Below are 20181 nucleotides of genomic sequence, written 5' to 3' on the forward strand. Positions count from 1 at the left end.
GTCTATTGATACACTTTTAAATAAGGAAACTTAACCCATGGTCGCTTCCACAGCAGTGCATTCAAACGCGTTCAACTTTTTAGGTGCTCTTCAAAACGGGGTTGATCCTCGCACCGGCCAATACACCATTACGGTAACGTTACCTGAACTTAAAACCTATTATTTAAATGGTCCAAGCCTTCCACTGACACTTTCATTCAATCCAATAAGTAGAGTTGATCGTGGTTTTGGCTATGGTTGGAACTTAAACCTCACTCACTACGATACGTCCACACAAATCATTTCATTACACACCGGAGAGACTTATAAGGTAGAGGGTTGGGATCCAGAAACGGCCCGCGCAATCATCCCGGAGCAAAGGCTAGATACGTTTCACCTTTATGATGAAGGTAACAACACTTATCGCCTGATGCATGTCTCTGGGGAAATGGAAATATTAGTTAATCAGGGCACCAGTGCAGTGCCTGAAGAATTTTACTCCGCCCAAGGGCAAAAAATTATATTGGCGTATACCGATTTTAATGGCTACCCGTTGCTCAACAGCATCACTGATGCGAACGATTTACTTGTTCTGTCAGTGACACGTGAGTCTGGAAGCAGCTTTATAGACATTGAGTTGTATCCATTTTCTGCGGAAGGGGGGACACCTGTTGCACATTACAGCTTGGAATTAACAGGCGATGAGGGTTGGGTCACCCAGATTCATCTACCTTCTGACGACAACGCCAAGTGGGAATTCACTTATAAAAATGTTTTTGGATGCCTGTGCATCGAAAGTGTCACTTCACCCGCGGGCAGCCAGGAACATCTCACCTATGACAATCAGGGACATGCACACCCGGCTCCTGGCAGTCAACCTATCCCACGGGTGTTCAAACATGTTGTATTTCCTTTTTTTGACCAACCGCCAATAGAGCACCACTACACCTACAGTAGCGAGAACTTTTTAGGTTACGGCGCGGGTAGCTTTGAATGGAATGATGATGGGTATGACAACCTGTATAAGGTATTAAACGACTACACCTATCACAGCACCCAAACACTAATCGTCAATGAGAGCCCTGTGCTCACCCAGGAACGCACGTTCAATCGCTATCACCTGCTGATCCAGGAGGTAACGACGCAGAACGGTCACGTACATCGCGTGATTTCAGAATATGCGATTAATCATAACCAACCTTTTCATCAGCAAGTTGCCTATTGCCAACTGCCTATTAAAAAGAAACAAACGTGGTATCTAACCGGTGATATTAATCAACTGCGAAGTTGCACAACTTCTAGCACGTACAACAACAGAGGCTTGATAACCAGTCATACCAAAGAAACCGGCGAGGTGGAACATTACACGTATTACAGCCCCGATGGAGAAGACTCAGAGGGTTACTTTTGCCCCCCAGATCCGGAGGGGTTCGTGCGATACCTGCGTGACAAAACAGTCACTCCGACTGTAGGTCAGCTTGGTTCAACGGCACCTAAACTACTAACCTGCTTTTCTTACACCTCGCTGAGTTCGCTGGCTTACGAGCAGATGGGCGATTCCATCTTAGTCCGTGAAGAGAATCTCTTCGAACTTAAAGACAACACACAATTTGCATTGCAGAAGACGTTAACCACTTATATTGATACTCCCAGCGCCCCATTACTGCATGGGCGTTTGAATAACAAAACCGTGATCGTTGACACCACTGCCTTAACCACAGAATACAACTACGAGCTCGACGATGATCCCACTCTCTTAGTCGTAACCCAAATAGATCGCACCAACGTTCTGGATCAACAACCACTGAGCAAGACTTCAGTCACCAAGCTCTCCATCTTTGATGCCGAACCACGTCAGCGCATTGAAAACTCAATTGTTCAAACTTATCGTTACGACAGCTTAGGCAGGCTGACTCAGGAAACCATTGCACCCGGTACAGAAGTAGAAGCCTCAAAATTTTACACTTACACCCTTAGTGTTGAAGGCTCTCAGTCCAAACAAGTAACTTTAAATGTTGACGGCGTTGAGACACACACTTATTTTGACGGACTTAACCGTGCTGTCCGTGAGGCTCGTCTAGACCCGACTGCTGGCGTTTTTGCCGGCGAAGAGGTCCGCACGTACAGTGCCCATTACGACGCCCAAGGCAATCTGATTAAAGAGTCCAGTTATGATTGGCTGGAAAACATTGAGCATGTATTTTCTCGCACATACGACTATGACAATTGGGGCCAGCAGTACTCTGTAACTGCACCAGACGGAACGCGCACGGTAACGTGTTACGACCCTATTGGTATTGATGTAGGCACTCCAGCAGTAAAACACCCTACCGAAACTCACTACATACAATGTGCTGCCGAACCTACGCTCATCAGTGGTTTAACTGTCACCGTGCTTAATGCTTTTGAGAAACCTATCCGCATTGAGTCCCTTGCTGCCAACGGTAAACTGTTGGCCATTAAAACGTTCGCCTATGATGGATTTGGACGTTGTATTGAGTCTAAAGATGAGTCTGACCGTATTACACGCTATCGCTACGACAGCAGATCACGCTTACTGTCTACCACCCTCCCGGATCTGACCGTGGTCACCAACACGTATGCTCCCCATCCGCAACAAAGCCTACACACTTCGATATCTGTAAGCACTAACAATCATTTAGTGCCCACACAGTTGCTGGCCGAACAGCAGTTCGACGGATTTGGACGCCTCTTCTCAAAGACGGTCGGAACACTGACTGAGCATTACGACTATGTCGAAGGTCAAGATCAACTCAGCGGCTTAAAAAAACCCAGCGGTAATTACATAAAGTATGACTACGATCTGCGACTGATAACGCTGCCTAAAACTATCATGCTCGAGAATGAAACTGCACCATTGTGTATGTTCGAATACAACAAACTTAACGCCACGATGACCAAAGCCAGCAATGCTGATGGTGCCACGTATTACGAATATGACAGTCGCAAAAATCTTATTCGGGAAACGCACTCAGACAGTTCTGGCCATGAATTAATTAGCCAGTATGGTTATTCTGTAAATGGTCTTCCGTTGATTAAAACTGATAGCACAGGGATGGAAAAGCGATATTCCTATGACCAATTTTCTCGGCTCGAATCTGTAAAGCAGTCTCAGAACGAAGATAATAAATCGCTCAGCATCACCTTCACTTACAACCGTCTGGGGCAACTTTGGCGCACGACCACTGTAGACGAGGCTGCCAAAACAACGCTTCTTGTCGAGATCGAGTATGACGATCAGGGTCGGGAGGTTTTTCGTACTCAAACGCTAAATGCTCAAGCCCCACACACTTACTCGCAGCGTTGGTTACCCAATAACCTGCTAAATACTCGCGAACGCACAGTCGCCGGTATTTCGCAGCTCTTGGAACAATTTGAATATGACGCTAAGGGTCGCCTGCGTAAACACACCTTTAAGGGGCCTGCATTACCCAAAGATCGGTACGGTCATGAAATCACCCGTCAGGTATTTCGCTTTGATGCCCTCGATAATATACAGCGTTGTTGGACTACTTTTGCCGATGGACAATCAGATCTTGCCCTGTTCACTTACTCAACAGATGATGCGTGCCGCCTGCTCAGCGTCACTCATGATCATGCAAGTTACCCGACCTATCAGGCGTTTACGTATGACGCTGATGGCAACATGCAAAATGATGAGCAAAACCAACACTTGTTCTATGACACGCTAGGTCGTTTAGTACGCGTTGAAGCCGCAGACAGTGGGCAAATAGTCGGCAGATATCGTTACGATGCACACAATCATTTGATTGCAACACAAGTAAAAGACCAGTCTGAAACCTTACGTTTCTACGAAGGTAATCGCCTGAGCTTGGCTGTTCATGAAGGTATCAATACCCATCTGCTCACGGTTAATGACCAACCCATTGGCCAGCAACAAAATGGGGATGAGGCTAAAACATTGATATTACTTACTGATGCTAGCCACAGTGTCGTGGGGGAGTGCTTCAAAAACGAACTCCTTACCGCTACTTACACCGCCTATGGAGAACGCACTAGCGATCAAGCGCTTCAGAGCATGATGGCCTTCAACGGTGAAGTACTGGATGAGGCCAGCGGCTGGTATTTGCTGGGTAAGGGGTACCGCGCTTACAACCCACACCTGATGCGATTTCATAGCCCAGACTCCATGAGCCCGTTCGGTGCTGGTGGCCTAAACCCTTATGTATATTGCCTGGGAAATCCAATCGCTTTGCATGACCCAACAGGCCACGCCGGGTCGGGTCGTAACATACGTCCCAAAACTCAGAGACCTTCACGTGGGGGGGGAGTGATGGAGTGGATAGGTGTCATCATTGGCGTTCAACTTTTGATGATGGCCATTGTCGCAACGGTCTTCTTCCCACCTGCTGCTGTTGCAGCTTCGGCTATAGCAACCATGTTTTCTACCGGTGTTGTTAGTGCGGCTACAGCCGTAGGCGCCAGTGCTGGAGTATCTTCTTATATCGGTATGGCTGCTTACGCCGCAGCATATGGAGTTTCCTATCTGGCTTTTTCAATATTCCCAGTCACCAATATCCTCGATAAATCTTTATTTACTGTTGATGTTGCCTTGACCGGAGCTGAAGCGACTTCAATCATAACCAAGGATCATAAAAGCTTAGGCATTATTGAATTGGCCGGCTGGGCACCACTTCCAGCAAGTTTGATAGGCGGAATATTCATGGGGGGTGCCAAAGGCATTAAAGCGGCCTCCAAGAGATCTATAGCTCTTCCTGATGACCCGCATGTTAGTGCATATGATCATTTCCCAAGAGGGAGTGATAACTTCAATAACATAGATTCATCACTATTTGATCAAAGCGCGCCTGCGCCTGCGCCTGCGCCTGCGCCTGCGCCTGCGCCTGCGCCTGAGACAGCGTCCAGCTATTCCTCCGGAGAAGAAGTTTTATTCCAAAAAGTAGACTCTATCACAGTTACTAATACCTCGCGCAGAGGCAGTGTGACTACGACAGGATCGCCAAGAAAAATACATCCAACCATAAAAACAAATTACGCATTTTTGACCACTGGCCTAAGTGCGACAAGTCAGTACAAAACTTCTACTACCCGCTTGTAATAAAGGCTAATAAAACCCCATGCTCAGGTGCCCTCAGCGCACCCAGAGCATGGGGGGGGCACTGCCCGAGTGCCTTTACTCCTCACCGCAAAAATGAGAGTTCTCTCATATCTTCCGCCCACTGATCAATTCAGAATTCAGCCCGCAAAAAAGACTCACTCTACATACTCACTTTTAGATGCACTTAACAGTGAGCTATTTCGTTCCATGGACGCTGCATCTATCTCTAACAGGTTGAACTCCATGAAAAAAAAATTGATACCTCTGACGTTGGCTCTTCTAACGAGTGTGACCAGCCACATCGTTTCTGCGAACACCGGCACCATTAATTTTGTTGGCAAAATCGATAGTTCGACTTGCCCTATTGAAGTCGTGAATCCGGACAGCCAGGCGACCAGCAACGAAGTAAAAATGGGCACCGTCTCTCCGTCTAGGTTCACTGCAATCGGTCAAGAGTATCTGGGCAATGATTTTATCTTGCGCGTACCGGCTGACGCGGGTTGTAATTTAATCCCTGGAAATGTGGGAACAGTCACATTCACTGGAACTGCAGATGCGAGTGGTAATTTTTATGCGACCAAATCCTATACTGGTGCAGCTAAAGGCGTCGCGATTGTCATCAAGGATAGGACCGGTCAATCGGTTAACAATGGCACTCAATCTGCTGAATACCCGCTCAGTGATACCGTGGCCAGCGATATGAAGTTTGATGCTTACTACGTTTCAACTGCTGCCACGGTACAGCCCGGCCCTGCTGATGCCGATGTTAACTTCCTGGTCACTATCAACTGATCCATAAAGTGCGCCCTTGCTTTGCAAGGGCACACCCGTTACTCCTCTTTCTATCGTTATGCATAGGTATTCATCTAATGCCAGGCCTCTTCAGACGGGCAGCTTTTTCACGCCTCCTTTGCCTTGCCATCTCTGTTAGCGGTACTGCACTGCTCTGTAGCTCACCCACCCATGCCGCACTCACCATCAACGGCACACGCATTATTTACGAGAGCCATAAGCGCAGCGTTTCCGTTATTATCTCCAACCCCAGTAAACGCCCATTTGCCGTTCAAACCTGGATAAATACCGAGCGCGATGACACCACCACAGCTGTTCCCTTCATGCCCACACCTGCACTCTTTCGGCTGAACGCAGGCAAAGAACAATACGTTCAAATCAATCAATGGCCCCATACACTGCCCGAAGACCGAGAATCTGTATTTTATTTTAATGTTCAGGAAATCCCTCAATCCAAGAGTTCGGACACGGGCGTTCTGAATATCGCAATGCGTACCCGGATCAAATTGTTTTACCGCCCAACGTCGATAAAAAACCCTGCGGATACGCATTTAAAACAACTGCAGTGGGCCGTTAAAAAAATGGATGGGCACTACTATTTAGAAGCTCACAACCCGTCCCCTTACTTTATTTCTTTTGCGAGCCTTGAGCTGAGGTTTAGCGGGCAAAAAGAGCTCCCAACCAATCCTGCGATGGCGGCTCCATTTTCTCGCCAACTGTATCGACTCTCTGAGTACAAGCCCACAGCAGATACGCAAGTAACCTTCTCATCCATCAATGATTATGGCGGTGTTAGTCGTCCTCTTACGGTTGCTATCACTCCTGCCGATTAATACATCGCTGCGCTTCAATCTGTCTGGAACTCATCATGATCTGTCTATCCGGTCTGAGGGGCACCACTGCGTGTCTGTCTATCAGCCAGTTCGCATTAATCTGTGCCAGCGTTAATCTATTCACATTGCGCGACGTCCACGCTGAAGAACATGAATATTTTCAATCGAGCTTTATGCGCCAAACATCAGAGGCCGGACATCTTGCACTTGATGCGCTGTCTCAGGGGCAAGACGTGGTACCAGGGCGTTATTGGGTTGCGATTCACGTGAATTCACGCTTGATAGACCAACAGCACCTTGATTTCAAACTGGCAAACGATAACGAAACCCTTGAGCCCTGTTTGCCTGCCAGCCTCCTGACCTTGAGTGGTGTGAAGCTTGACGCCTTTGAAGATCCGATCTCTATGCAGGCGAACTGCCTGGATCTTTCAATCTTAATACCTGGTTCAACAGTTGACTTCGACAGTTCCAAAATGCTGATCGATATCTCTATTCCACAAATCGCACTTCGAGCTGACGTCGTAGGTTATGTTGACCCTGAGCGCTGGGACGCGGGCATAAATGCCGCCTACCTGAACTATCAAGCGTCTGCCCAACGCGGCAGAAATCGTTATAACGGCCTAACCGCTAGCGAAGATTTACTCCTCAACATGGGTGTCAATTATGAAGGGTGGCGTTTTCGGAGCACACAGGCACTGCGACAGGGTGAGTCGGACAAACGTGATTGGGTCCGCTCCTCAACCTTTTTACAACGCGACATACCGGGCACCTTTGCGAACATTACCCTGGGAGAAACCTCTACCGATGGCGATGTTTTTCGCAGCATCCCCGTACAAGGCGTTTTGATTCGTTCGGATGCAGGCATGCTTCCTGACGCGCTGCAAGGTTACGCTCCGATCATCCGAGGCGTAGCTCAAACACGTGCAAAACTTGAAATTCGGCAAAATGGTTATCCCATTTATTCAACTTATGTCAGTGCCGGGCCCTATGAAATAAACGATCTGAACACTGCGGGTAGCAGTGCAGAACTCGAGATTATTCTGACAGAGGAGGATGGCCAAGTGCGGCGCTTTACTCAACCCTTCTCGACCTTGAGCAACCTGCTGCGCGAAGGTGTTTGGCGATACAGCGCTTTCGCCGGTCGTTACAACGCCGTAAATGATTTGAGTTCCCCGCTGCTTTGGCAAAGCACGTTGACTGTCGGTACGGGTTGGGACACCACGCTGTATGGCGGGCTGATGGGGAGTGACTTTTATCAAGCGGGGTCTTTAGGTCTAGCCAAAGACCTAGGCGCCATTGGCGCACTGGCATTTGATGTGACGCGCTCCAATGCTCAGATCAACACAACCAATGAACACAGCCTGCGAGGGATGAGTTATGCCATCAAATATGGCAAATCTTTCACAACGGGTACTGACTTACGTTTTGCGGGTTATCGCTATTCAACCCAAGGCTATCGTGACTTTGATGAAGCGTTACGCGAGCGCTCTCAATACTCAAGTTTCTTCGGTAGCCGACGGAGTCAGATTGTTGCCTCGCTCTATCAAAAATTAACGAACAATAGCTCCGTTAATTTGTCACTCTCGCATCAGGACTATTGGGGGACAGACTACAAACAGCGTCAATTTCAGTTCAGTTTTAACACCCAGCATAAAGGTATTACCTACAGCTTGATGGCCTCTCAGGCGTTGAGCGATACGTACAAGAATGATCGGCTAATCAGTCTGAGTGTTTCGATTCCTCTAGACTTTGCGCTGGCCTCCAATGCCACTTTTGATCTGCAAAAAAATGGCGAGCACTATAGCAAGCGCTCAAGTATCAGCGGTAAAACCTATGACCATAAACTTAGCTATCGAGCCTCATTCAGCCAAACGGAATCTCAGCAAACGTCCACTTCCTTTTCGACAAACTATCAAACGTCATTTGCGAGTCTGGGTGGGGGCGTCACCTATGGCACCGACTACCGTAGCTTAGCCATCAACACCAGTGGCGCGGTATTACTCCATGACCAAGGGATTGAATTCAGCCCTTACTTGGGAGAGACGATTGCGCTGATTCAAGTTCCGCAGATCGCTGGAGTGGGTGTCGTCAACGCGACCGGAGCGCTGACTAACAATGAAGGATTTGCCATAGCACCTTATATGCGCCCCTACCGCATTAACCACCTAGAGCTCCAAACTGACGACATTGACCCCAGCATCGAAATTGAAAATGGCACTGCCCAAGTTGTTCCTAGGCGCGGCGCGGTTGTCAAACACGTGTTCACAGCACGAAAAATCAACAGACTGCTGTTAACAGGCTCGCTGCCAAATGGGCAGCCTCTGCCTTTTGCAGCCCAAGTGAGTACAGCGGACGGTGAGCAGTTAGGGGTCATCGGCCAGGCGGGACAAATACTGCTGTCGACTGACTTAACACCACAAGTCCTAACAGTGCGGTGGGGCGTTTTGAGTGATCAGCATTGTGAGCTGAAGATCGAACCAGAGGCTATGCAAAAGCTTGATGGTTTTTACACGCAGGATTTGGTCTGCCGATAACTCTCTTGCGCAAATATAGTGGCGACCTTTAATAGGCTCGCCCGGTACCTTTGGGGTGTTTAATGACAACACTAATGCGACGGTTCGCATGCTTGATCGGCCTTTCTACTTGGTTAGTAATGCCATTGGCATCAGGGGCTCAGGAAGACAATAAATGCTTTTGGGCGGTCGGGGCAGGCCCGGTAACCTTCACCCCCAGACTTGGCACACTTTATGTACCCCGAGATGCGCCTGTGGGTACTCTCATTGGCTCAGAGCAGAGTTTGTTCACGCCCAACGATGAAGGAGCAAGAATAGAGTGCAGGAACGATGGGAATACCGTTTTAAACTTCAATGCCATGGCATCTGCTCCCATTTATATTGGCCCCATCCCACCACAGCCGGGGACTGTTTTGCATACCAATATTCCTGGTGTGGGGGCCTTGATCAAATTGGGAAGACCGCTGGTCAAAGAGTTCAATGAAGAGAATTCGTTTACCGCACTCAATGGCCCTTACGTGCCGATGCTCAGTGAGCACCGGCAACCGATGGGCAGTGCAAATTTCAGCCTTGGTAACTTAAGGCATACGCTAACCTTGATAAAAATTGGTCCCATTGCCCCCGGCGTGCATATATTGAATGGCAGCCCTCTCTTTAGTGGTCATTTCACAGGTATAGGCAAAGCCTTTAACTACGGCCTGGACGGCACTGTTGTTCAATCTCAATGCAGTTTGTCAAGTAACCCGGTCAGTGCAGATCCGGTGCAACTGGGTGACTGGGACAGTAAACACTTCACCCAAGAGGGTGATACGACAGACGCCGTAGATTTTCACATCAATATGGTTTCGTGCGAAACCGATCCATCGGGGGAATCTATTGCCATGGCTCATATTCGCCTAGAGGGCGCTAAAGGCTCTGTACCGTTTGACCCAGTCAACGGTATTTTCACCTTGGCGACCAATGCGACAGCAAAAGGCGTGGGCATTCAAATGCTAAAAGAGGATGGTCTAACCCCTGTCCCGCTAGGGGTCGATGTTCCAATTGTTTCGATAGTCCCGGGCAATATGGCTATGCACTTTAAGGCGCGCCTCTATCAAACCCACCCCACCGTTAACGTTGAGCCAGGCTCAGTAGAAGGTGCTCTGAATTTTACCTTGACGTATCAATGAATTAACCCCGCCCTGACCCACAACTTAAGGGCGGGGTTACCCTGCTAGTCCTTCAGTAGCGCCCATTCACGCCTGAAGTTGTACCAATAGCCTTTGTTATTAAAACTCACCCGCCCCTCAAAATTAAGCTGAGTACCCACTTTAAATTTTTCGAGATCTGCCTTTGCCACGACCGTTGATACTTTTTCTTCGGTCACTTCCTCTTCCGTGACAGCGTGCTCGGTAAAATACTCAATCGTCAGGTTTTTACCATCCACACCTAACCCTACCAAACTAAAAGACAAAAACTGATCATCTGCCATAAAAGGCCAATAGCTGACAAATACAAAAGCACCACTTTGCGGTACATTTGCCAAACTTAATTCATGACCTTTGACACTTTCGCACTGCAGAGTAGGATAATTGGCCGCAAGCACATCAGAAATAGCCAAGTTATAAACTTTTGACGTCGCCAGCACTGTCATGCCTGAGCTATCAAGCACCTCGTAATACACAGGGATATAGCCTGCCCCATCTGCCAAACTGCTGACCATATGGGCTGCAATATAATCTTTAGACACCTTAAACTGTAAAGGGTCTATCGGATCTGCGTCACTGAGGCATAGTGAATTAAATGCCAGTGGATCAGCCCATTGCAAACGAACCTTCTCACCCTCATAAATATCAGCATCGGCGGGGAGTTTAACAACGACACCGTCTCCTGCAAAGTCGATATTCAATTTCCCATACTCAGCGGAGCCGCTGGCGCCTGTAACTTTTACGAAGTTAAGAGAACGCGGCGTCATGTCTACTTCAATCGGTACAGACTCACTGATCGGACTACTATTGCCTGCTTTATCGTACAGTTTATATTCGGCATAACACTCACCGTTCTGTGCAGCTTCAATCTGCACACGGGTGTAAACTATTTTTAGATCCGCCGGGACTGGAATTCGATTAATGTGTTGACTGCCTGCACTTGTTTTCCAATAATAATCCACTTCATCGCCCTCTTGGCGATCCGCATAATCCGGTATCACACAGACAAATTCATCACCGTGGGCTTCGAAGAATGGAATTGTAATTTGCGTGGTAGGCAATATCAATGCACCGGGCGGTGCGTGTTTATAGGGAGGGCTGCGATCAATGACCAAGGGGGTAATTTTTGAGTCATTTTCAGCGCCTCCATTATGTCCAATTACAAGATACCTAAAGTCAAACGGCCCTTCTTCGTAGTCTAATTTCCCCGCATCTATAGTGAGTAACAAAGGAAAATCTGTATCGTCAAGCGGCCCTTTAATTTCATACGCTTGCAGCGTATTAAACGCGTTTGAAGTATTCTGTCTACGCCATTGAAATGAAAGTTTATCAATGGCATTTTCTGGCGGGAGGTTATCCCATGCAGGCACCTCCACGGATAACGGTTGCTCCAGTGCTGAGGCGGGTAGTAAACCTTCGGGGGCTCCCGGCAAAGTTCCCAGTATATGGGGTACCTCCAACTCAATGTGTTTTGACCCTACCGTGGGGGCATCCACTGAGCCGTTAATTACGTTCACATTTTTTTTTCCGTCAGAATCAGTCATTGCCGTCACTCACTAAATTTCAATTTAATTGAACCTTGATCTGACGAGCAAAGTGAAAAGTCACTTTGCTCGTACAGCACGCCAAGTATATTTAGCAGGTTTTTGATCGGCCTGTTACTATCAGAACTACTAGCCCCCTACCTTTTTAGCGATAGACTATTACCTTACTTAACGCACACTTCATACTCACCAGCTGTAATGAACCCCTACAGAACCACCCAACGGTTGCTCAATGCCATCGCCCTTGCTGTATTCCAGGTCAGCATATGCCTTAACTTTCTGAGTCAGGGTCATCGTCACACCTGCGCCAAACTCACCCCGCGAACCTGACAAATCGTTGTTAAACACATTGTCGTTCACTTTAACTTCGTTGTTTTTAGAGAACTCATGCACGTACGCTGCACGCAGGTAAGGCTGTACGAGCTGGCCGCTCGCCAACTCAATATTACGACCAACCGTAGAGCCAAGTTCGCCCAACAATGAACGCGTGCGATCACCTTCGGCACGCAGTCCATTATCAAGGTCATAATTTTTACCTTGAATCACTACGCTCGATACTTGGGCATAGGGCTCAACAAAATACCCGTCCTTTAACGTTATATGCCGCCCAACCTCTGCAGAGGCACCGACACCATAATTGTTATAACTGCCTTTTGCGCTCGTGTTATCACTCAAGTTCACATCTGATTTATTCTGAAAGCGGTTAACCTTCACGACACCATCAAAGTAATAACCTGTTTGCGCATCAAGCCACGTGGTGTAGGCACCCGCGTAGTAACTGTTTACGGTACCGGAAGTACCGCGATCAAGGTCAAGATCAGACTGGCTATAACCGGCCATCAAACCCGCCAGCCACTGCCCATCACCGATAGGCAACGGTGCATCCGCACCGAACGTTAACCCTTGCTGGTTTTGCTTATAGCCCACACCGGTAGAAGCGGACACCACGTACTTATTACCATAGGCTCTAACCCACGCACCGGACTGACCCGTACCGACGCGCAACTCACCCATGCGTGAACGCAGTGTTGTCAACTCTCCGTACCAGATAGTCGGTGCCGTGTTAAACAATGCCATGGCCGACTGAGTGCCGGGGCTGATGGTCTTACTTTCCGGGTTCAAATACCAATCGGTTGCGCCTCCAGTTTCAGTGCTAGCTAACTGATAGGAATAAGCCCCAAGGTCAATCCGATCATTCAGCAGCGAAAATTTTGCATCCCCTGCTGCGGTATGCACTAGATAAAGCTTGTCTGCATTAATCGGATCAGCACCGGAACTGGCCACTACTAATTGGTGATTCCCGGTCGCGGTGCCAGTCACGTCAAGTTGATCGGTCTGGCCTGTTGAAAAATCTGAAGCCATAAAGAAAGTGCCGCCAGTCCCACTCAGGTTACCCACCGACAGCGTGAAGTAAGAAGTAGGCTCACCAAACTTAACCGAACCGCCATTCATGGATAAGTCGGACACTGTACCGTCTTCAACCATCACCCACTGAGCTTGGCTATTGATTGCCAGACTCGTGAGATTTTCGAGGCGCCCGGTTAAGGTAGCTTGATTATCAAGGATCACGTTGGCAGTAGCGCCGGATGCGGCAATCACATCTCCCGCAAGGTGGGTATTGCTGTCACTGACTCGCAAGGTAGCCGTGGACGTGCCATTAACCTCCAGTAAGTGACCGTTACCACCGGAGAGTGTGGCGCCATTCATCACATTGATTTGAGTGTGAGTAGCGCCTGAATCGTAGTTTTCTACAACGATGGCTGACCCGGTACGCCCGACCACTGTTGTGCTGTCGAGGTTAATAAGCGTATCTTCGGGGTTAAAGTAATCAAAGACTTGTATGCCGTTCAGCCCCCCAACAATCGTGCCTCTTACCGCTGAGGCCGTACCATTGAACACCTCAAGTCCGATGCCATCGGCCCCGTTGGCCAACAACGTGGTGTCGGTCATCTCCAGCCGGCTCAATTGAGAGACAGTTGCGCCGCGAGTCATACCTGTGATGGTGCTACTGAATACCTGTGCAGCAGACCCTACTCCTGTATCCGCAGCGACCCTAAGACCGATCTCATTACTGTTAATCGTACTGCCCGTGATGGTCGCCGTGCTGCCATAAAGACTCACGCCGGGCTCGGTACCGTCACCGTTTACGGTTGACCCGTTTAATACCAAATTTGACGTGGTCACCTCAATATTGCGTGAAGTCGCATTATTGGCAGTCAGCGTCCAGCCATTGAACACTTTATATTTATCCAGCGGACTACTTGAAGCATCAATAATGGCATCTTCATACCCGATAACCACCGTTTCAGCATACGAGCGCTCACTGACCAACAGACTAGAGCCCATTACAACAAGAAATATACTTTGAGAAAGCGGAGAGTGTAGATAGGGCATAGTCATCAACCTAATAACTGGTGCGGGTTTTATGCAAAGAATCACCTTAGGCTTCTCTCGGCACATTCATACAAAGCCAACGCATGTTACGCACCTTGTCTAAGCCTTAATGTAGGACTATCCCTACGCTTCTGTAAGGATAGTCCCGACAAATGGGGCATTTGAAAATCTATGGATTGGGGGGAATAGTGCACGGCCCACCGGGGCTATACATCCCGATTTTCACAGTCGCCTCTCCAGGTTGTTCTACACCATCAATAAGCAGGGTGTACTCAAGCTTGCCACTGCCATAAGGATTACCATCAGCATTGTAAATAGGTAGAAAATAGGTTTCATAAGGTCTGACCCACCAGTCAAAACCCTCTTTTTCTTGCTCCTCAGTCACCGTAAGCTCGCCACTTTCAAGTGGGCCACCCGGTATTGGATCTACGGTGTTGTCATCAATATAACTGGTCCATTTCAGTTTTATTTTTCTGCCCGCATTCAAATACCTAGACGCTGGTATATGCACACGAACCCCATAGGTGTTATCATCGGTCAACTCTAATGAGGGACAATTCAGCCAGTTATAATTGGGATCAATTTTAGGGAATTGAGGCGCCTCCAGCACAATAGGGACCCCCGTTACCTTTACTGGCTTGGGCTTTGATTTTTCTTCATTAATAAAATCTTTATGAGAGACGGTAAACCACGCATCAATGTCGCCGTTGCCCGCCGCGTCAATATCGGCCCAATTAACAGTGAGCTCTATGTCAGGATCGCCAGGGGCCTCTGTAGTGACTGTATGGGTTCCGATGGATTTACCTCCCCAAAAAAATTCGATTAACTGGTCGGTGGCAATCCCCACATAAGGGGACAGTTTTATCGTGGCAGGTTGGTTAGCATCAGCATCCACTATTTTATCGATTTCACCCGTATAACTGTTTACGGTCACTACGCCGAGTGCTGGGTTTACTGGATTAGGCTCATCCGGGTTTTCAGGACCCACCTTGGACAAATCAACCTGAATCGTTACATCGGCAGAACCCAAGAGTATCGAGCCCCGATAATAATCGTACTTAACAGTGGTGGCTTGAGAACCAGACGTCGTGAAATCATAGGCCGCTTTCAAAACAGCCCACGGCACAGGAACATTAACTGGAAACTGATTAATTGGATAAGGGGGAACCAGTTTTTCACTTCCCCACGTGACCGTAATAGCATCGCCAATCTTCCAGTTGAGTACCTCCGTCTTGATATCAACATAAACACCCAAAAACGCATCATCACGGTCAATTATATTATCTGAACCATCATCGGCATGGCGCACCGTCAGCGCCGGGAACGGAGCCACAGGCCAAGGCCCAAGCGCTACTGGCATTTTCACGGACTTGCCAATGCGACTGTCATTACCAGCTTTATCGACCAAGATATAACACGCGTAATAGTCACCATCACCCGCGTCAACGATAGTTGATTGGGGAATGGTGAACTGTCGATTTGTCGGAATATCTTGATAGCCACCGATCGGCGTCAAACCCGATATATCTTCGGGCACATCACCTTTCACCCAAAACACGCCAATTTTATCGCCATCCGCTTGATCCTGATACGAAGGAATAGTGGCTACCACGGCATCACTGTTTGCATCCGTGATAGGGCCAGTCGGGAGGACCAAGTCTGCGGGATAGGCATTGCCATAGGGCGGAAGAATATCGAGCACTATGGGCGTTGCTTCCGACCTTTGTTGTACGCCATTACCGAAAACTTTGTATCGAAAATAGAAAGCACCATGCACATTTTCAAAAAACTCAACCGGTATCTCTAGAGGGATAGGATCCGGGTGCGCTCCTTTTATCTCTGTTTTTAGAAGGTCTGTATACGAAGTATCGTTGTCGTCACTGTTTTGCAGCCGCCATTGCAGAGTTAACTCGTCTCCTACCGGAAAATTGGGATCCTCAGGAAGACCCGCCCAATGCGGAATCCCAACCTTGAGAGGCTCTTTTAAAAGCGCTTTAGGCATGAGCCCCTGCGGTTCACCCGGCAAAACACCTTGCACAGTAGGCTTAGCAAGTTCATTAACACGCCTTAACTCAGCACGACGTTTTAAAAAAGCCTTACGCGCATTTCGAGCAGCCAATTTCCTCTCAAGCATATTCATCGTTCAACCCTCAATTCATAGAGAAAGTACCAGTACCTCAGCCCCCCTGATAGCAACTTAGTTTTTGCCTTGGATAAACAGGTAAAGCACGTGTTAAAGTCCGAAGCATAAATACAAACTCATCAGGCATGACTCTATTGAAAGAATATTTTCATCCATAAGTGCCTGAGTATTTCTAAACGCTTAAAAGTATTGAACGCCTTTTTATGGCGGCTGAATACTGTCAGAAATGACAGGTATACCCATTTTTTCCATCAGACCACCCACCGCACTCCCCCCTCCAAGATCCCCGGCAGTGTCAATTTAGAAGCGGCGTTGGCCCAAGCGTCAGACTTGTTGCGCTGCGCGGGCGCTTCGGCGAATGAAGTGGGCAATGGCATGCCCGGCGCCACACGCGACTTGGTGATGTCGATAGGGCATGTGGTGGAGCTGGCCAAAGCCTATGTCGATAAATCGCTGGACGGTTTAACAACGAACTGACGCTGCACGCGCCTGGGTACAAGCAGGCGCGCGCCCCAATATCAACAAGCTCGCTCACCGTAGGTTTCTTACTTACGCTTTTGGTACAACTTAGGCTCACCGGGCGGACGGGTCTTGAAACGGCGGTGGGCCCACAGGTATTGCTCGGGGCATTCACGAATGGCCCGCTCGACCCACTGATTGATGCGCAGGCAATCGGCCTCATCGCTTTCTCCGGGGAAATCCTTCAAAGGCGGATGAATCACCAACTTGTAGCCACTGCCATCCGCCAGTCGTTGTTGAGTAAAGGGCACAACGTGCGCTTTGCCCAGCTTGGCAAACTTGCTGGTGGCGGTCACGGTGGCCGCCTGAATGCCAAACAAGGGCACAAAGATACTCTGCTTGGCGCCGTAGTCCTGATCCGGCGCATACCAAATCGCACGCCCCGAGCGCAGCAGCTTGAGCATGCCGCGCACGTCATCACGTTCCACGGCCAGCGAATCCAGGTTGTGGCGCTCGCGGCCCCGTCGCTGAATAAAATCGAACAGCGCGTTCCCATGCTCGCGGTACATGCCATCGATGGTGTGTTTTTGCCCGAGCAGGGCCGCGCCGATTTCAAGCGTGGTGAAGTGGAACGCCATGAGGATCACCCCTTTGCCTTCCAACTGCGCCTGCTTGAGGTGCTCCAGCCCTTCTACATGGGCCAGCCGGGCCAGGCGCGGCTTGGGCCACCACCAGCTCATGGCCATTTCAAAAAATGCGATACCGGTGGACGCAAAGTTCTGCTTGAGCAAGTGCTTGCGCTCGGCGGCGCACTTTTCGGGGAAACACAATTGCAGGTTGCGCGCGGCAATGCGCCGACGATCACCGGCGACCCGGTACATCAGCGCGCCCAACACACGCCCCAACCCCAATTGCACTTTATAAGGCAGCTGCACCACCAGCCACAGCAGGCCAAGGCCAAGCCACAGCAGCCAAAAACGCGGGTGAAAAAAAGCAGCACGAAAACGCGGGCGATCCATTAATGATTCCGGACAGACACAAGGGCCGGGCATTCTACATCGTTCGACCCCGCTTGCGGCTCGCGGGCGATCTCGTTATAAGTCTCAGCACTTTAAGTGACAAGCCGCATTAAGCCGACCATGAGCCAAACCGAATCGCTAGACCAAGCCCCTGTGTTCCAGCTTAAGGGCAGTATGCTCGCCATCACGGTGCTGGAACTGGCCAAAAACAACCTTGAAGCCCTGGATCGCCAACTGGCAGCCAAAGTGGCCCAAGCCCCGAATTTTTTCAGTAATACCCCGCTCGTCCTGGCGCTGGACAAAATGCCCGCCGGTGAAGGTGCGATTGATTTGCCAGGCCTGATGCGTGTCTGCCGTCAACATGGCCTGCGCACACTGGCCATTCGCGCCAGCCGCATAGAAGACATTGCCGCCGCGATTGCCATCGACCTGCCTGTGCTGCCACCGTCCGGCGCCCGTGAGCGGCCGATTGAACCGGTCGAAGCCGAGGTGAAGAAAAAACCCGAAAAACCGCCCGAGCCTGTGGTCAAGCCGACCCGCATCATCACCAGCCCCGTACGCGGCGGCCAGACGGTGTATGCCGAAGGGGGCGACCTGGTGGTCATGGCGGCGGTCAGCCCCGGTGCGGAACTTATGGCCGATGGCAACATCCATGTGTACGGGCCAATGCGCGGTCGAGCACTGGCCGGGCATAAAGGCAACACCAAGGCGCGCATTTTCTGCCAGCAGTTGAGCGCCGAGCTGGTGTCGATTGCCGGCAAGTACAAAGTGTCAGAAGACCTGCGCCGTGATCCATTGTGGGGTGCAGGGGTTCAAATCAGTCTGTCAAGTGACATGTTGAACATCACCCGTCTTTAACGGATACTCTCGCCATTTTCCAACCATCTCAAAAGCGTAGAGAAAACAGTTTAAACCTTGTAGGAAATCACCAATCAGCCAGCGCTTACGGCTTGTAAACGCCGACCTGAACGATCATCCGCCAGGACTGTTCACCTGCCGTCGTTAATAGAGATGTTATTCAGGGGCTAAAAAGTCCTTTTTCCTTAGGGGTGAAACACCTTGGCCAAGATTCTCGTGGTTACATCCGGCAAGGGTGGTGTGGGTAAGACCACCACCAGCGCCGCTATCGGTACCGGCCTCGCACTGCGCGGCCATAAAACAGTGATCGTCGACTTCGACGTCGGCCTGCGTAACCTGGACTTGATCATGGGCTGCGAGCGCCGCGTGGTGTATGACTTCGTGAACGTGGTCAACGGCGAAGCCAACCTGCAACAGGCCCTGATCAAAGACAAGCGCCTGGAAAACCTGTACGTGCTGGCCGCCAGCCAGACCCGTGACAAGGACGCACTGACCAAAGAAGGCGTCGAAAAAGTTCTGATGGAACTTAAACAAACCTTCGAATACGTGGTGTGCGATTCCCCGGCCGGTATCGAAACCGGTGCGCACCTGGCCATGTACTTCGCTGACGAAGCGATTGTCGTGACCAACCCTGAAGTTTCCTCGGTACGTGACTCGGACCGCATGCTCGGCCTGCTGGCCAGCAAGTCCAAGCGTGCTGAAGAAGGCCAGGACCCGATCAAGGAGCACTTGCTGCTCACCCGTTACAACCCGGAGCGCGTCAGCAGCGGAGAAATGCTCGGCGTTGAAGACGTCAAGGAAATCCTCGCCGTGACCCTGCTGGGCGTGATTCCGGAGTCCCAGGCTGTTTTGAAGGCTTCCAACCAAGGTGTGCCGGTCATTCTTGACGACCAGAGCGACGCTGGCCAGGCCTACAGCGATGCCGTCGATCGCTTGCTGGGCAAGTCCGTGGAACATCGATTCCTCGATGTCAAGAAGAAGGGATTCTTCGAGCGTATCTTTGGAGGCAACTAAACAATGAAATTTCTCGACTTCTTTCGCGCCAACAAAAAGCCAAGCACCGCGTCGGTCGCGAAAGAGCGTCTACAGATCATCGTGGCGCACGAACGCGGCCAACGGAGCACGCCGGATTACCTGCCCGCCTTGCAGAAAGAGCTGGTAGAAGTGATTCGCAAATACGTCAATATCGGCAACGATGACGTGCATGTCGCGCTGGAAAACGACGGCAGCTGCTCGATTCTGGAACTCAACATCACCCTGCCAGATCGTTAACCGATCCGGCCGACACCACGGCGACCTGGGCACCTTCTTTACGGAGACGGTTCCCACGTCGCCGTTGGCGTTTCTCAAGAGGCTGTT

Annotated in this window: 13 protein-coding genes; 9 read left to right on the forward strand and 4 right to left on the reverse strand. The window is 49.8% G+C overall.

Annotation, left to right across the window (positions count from 1 at the left end):
* Positions 1–37: 37 nt before the first annotated feature.
* The 5 genes from BKD70_RS15955 to BKD70_RS15975 all read left to right on the forward strand — a co-directional run bounded on the left by BKD70_RS15955 (position 38) and on the right by BKD70_RS15975 (position 10387).
* The gene (locus tag BKD70_RS15955; RefSeq protein WP_052892152.1) at positions 38–5080 is read left to right on the forward strand and encodes an RHS repeat domain-containing protein; all 5043 of its coding nucleotides are present in this window, start codon (positions 38–40) and stop codon (positions 5078–5080) included.
* Between the two features lie 243 nt (positions 5081–5323).
* Complete coding sequence (locus tag BKD70_RS15960) at positions 5324–5872, forward strand: fimbrial protein (protein ID WP_047274234.1); 549 nt, start codon at positions 5324–5326, stop codon at positions 5870–5872.
* Positions 5873–5949: 77 nt separating this feature from the next.
* Positions 5950–6705: a molecular chaperone gene (locus BKD70_RS15965; protein WP_080960318.1), complete on the forward strand. Its 756-nt coding sequence runs from the start codon at positions 5950–5952 to the stop codon at positions 6703–6705.
* A 35-nt stretch (positions 6706–6740) separates the two neighbouring features.
* Positions 6741–9239, forward strand: coding sequence for a fimbria/pilus outer membrane usher protein (locus BKD70_RS15970; RefSeq protein ID WP_052892151.1), 2499 nt, complete (start codon positions 6741–6743; stop codon positions 9237–9239).
* A gap of 233 nt (positions 9240–9472) precedes the next feature.
* Positions 9473–10387 (forward strand): fimbrial protein, encoded by a 915-nt coding sequence (locus BKD70_RS15975; protein ID WP_170320296.1) that lies wholly within the window; start codon positions 9473–9475, stop codon positions 10385–10387.
* A 44-nt stretch (positions 10388–10431) separates the two neighbouring features.
* Here the strand turns inward: BKD70_RS15975 and BKD70_RS15980 are convergent, their stop codons facing one another.
* From BKD70_RS15980 to BKD70_RS15990, 3 genes are all read right to left on the reverse strand, one after another.
* Complete coding sequence (locus BKD70_RS15980; protein ID WP_047274232.1) at positions 10432–11949, reverse strand: hypothetical protein; 1518 nt, start codon at positions 11947–11949, stop codon at positions 10432–10434.
* Positions 11950–12135: 186 nt separating this feature from the next.
* On the reverse strand, positions 12136–14349 hold the full coding sequence (locus tag BKD70_RS15985) for an autotransporter outer membrane beta-barrel domain-containing protein (protein ID WP_047274547.1): 2214 nt from the start codon (positions 14347–14349) through the stop codon (positions 12136–12138).
* A 163-nt stretch (positions 14350–14512) separates the two neighbouring features.
* Positions 14513–16483 (reverse strand): hypothetical protein, encoded by a 1971-nt coding sequence (locus tag BKD70_RS15990; protein WP_047274230.1) that lies wholly within the window; start codon positions 16481–16483, stop codon positions 14513–14515.
* A gap of 192 nt (positions 16484–16675) precedes the next feature.
* Between BKD70_RS15990 and BKD70_RS25695 the strand changes: the two genes are divergently transcribed.
* The gene (locus tag BKD70_RS25695) at positions 16676–16963 is read left to right on the forward strand and encodes a DUF6124 family protein (RefSeq protein ID WP_371057953.1); all 288 of its coding nucleotides are present in this window, start codon (positions 16676–16678) and stop codon (positions 16961–16963) included.
* Positions 16964–17031: 68 nt separating this feature from the next.
* On the opposite strand, the gene BKD70_RS16000 is transcribed toward BKD70_RS25695, so the two are convergent.
* Positions 17032–17964, reverse strand: a complete 933-nt coding sequence (locus BKD70_RS16000; RefSeq protein WP_047274228.1) for a lipid A biosynthesis lauroyl acyltransferase — start codon at positions 17962–17964, stop codon at positions 17032–17034.
* Positions 17965–18084: 120 nt separating this feature from the next.
* On the opposite strand from BKD70_RS16000, the gene minC reads away from it, so the two are divergent.
* The 3 genes from minC (at position 18085) to minE (ending at position 20094) form a co-directional block, all read left to right on the forward strand.
* Complete coding sequence (minC, locus tag BKD70_RS16005) at positions 18085–18822, forward strand: septum site-determining protein MinC (protein ID WP_047274226.1); 738 nt, start codon at positions 18085–18087, stop codon at positions 18820–18822.
* A 201-nt stretch (positions 18823–19023) separates the two neighbouring features.
* Positions 19024–19836, forward strand: a complete 813-nt coding sequence (gene minD, locus BKD70_RS16010) for a septum site-determining protein MinD (RefSeq protein ID WP_047274223.1) — start codon at positions 19024–19026, stop codon at positions 19834–19836.
* Positions 19837–19839: 3 nt separating this feature from the next.
* Positions 19840–20094: a cell division topological specificity factor MinE gene (minE, locus tag BKD70_RS16015; protein WP_003175252.1), complete on the forward strand. Its 255-nt coding sequence runs from the start codon at positions 19840–19842 to the stop codon at positions 20092–20094.
* Positions 20095–20181: the final 87 nt, after the last annotated feature.

It is taken from the genome of Pseudomonas sp. BS-2016 (genome assembly GCF_001806145.1).
Taxonomy (GTDB): domain Bacteria; phylum Pseudomonadota; class Gammaproteobacteria; order Pseudomonadales; family Pseudomonadaceae; genus Aquipseudomonas; species Aquipseudomonas lundensis.

What these genes read in the sequence shown, in the direction of transcription:
- BKD70_RS15955 (WP_052892152.1), top strand. Translation starts at nt 38, where the DNA reads ATGGTCGCTTCCACAGCAGTGCATTCAAACGCGTTCAACTTTTTAGGT.
- BKD70_RS15960 (WP_047274234.1), top strand. Translation starts at nt 5,324, where the DNA reads ATGAAAAAAAAATTGATACCTCTGACGTTGGCTCTTCTAACGAGTGTG.
- BKD70_RS15965 (WP_080960318.1), top strand. Translation starts at nt 5,950, where the DNA reads ATGCCAGGCCTCTTCAGACGGGCAGCTTTTTCACGCCTCCTTTGCCTT.
- BKD70_RS15970 (WP_052892151.1), top strand. Translation starts at nt 6,741, where the DNA reads ATGATCTGTCTATCCGGTCTGAGGGGCACCACTGCGTGTCTGTCTATC.
- BKD70_RS15980 (WP_047274232.1), bottom strand. Translation starts at nt 11,949, where the DNA reads ATGACTGATTCTGACGGAAAAAAAAATGTGAACGTAATTAACGGCTCA.
- BKD70_RS15985 (WP_047274547.1), bottom strand. Translation starts at nt 14,349, where the DNA reads ATGACTATGCCCTATCTACACTCTCCGCTTTCTCAAAGTATATTTCTT.
- BKD70_RS15990 (WP_047274230.1), bottom strand. Translation starts at nt 16,483, where the DNA reads ATGAATATGCTTGAGAGGAAATTGGCTGCTCGAAATGCGCGTAAGGCT.
- BKD70_RS16000 (WP_047274228.1), bottom strand. Translation starts at nt 17,964, where the DNA reads ATGGATCGCCCGCGTTTTCGTGCTGCTTTTTTTCACCCGCGTTTTTGG.
- minC (WP_047274226.1), top strand. Translation starts at nt 18,085, where the DNA reads ATGAGCCAAACCGAATCGCTAGACCAAGCCCCTGTGTTCCAGCTTAAG.
- minE (WP_003175252.1), top strand. Translation starts at nt 19,840, where the DNA reads ATGAAATTTCTCGACTTCTTTCGCGCCAACAAAAAGCCAAGCACCGCG.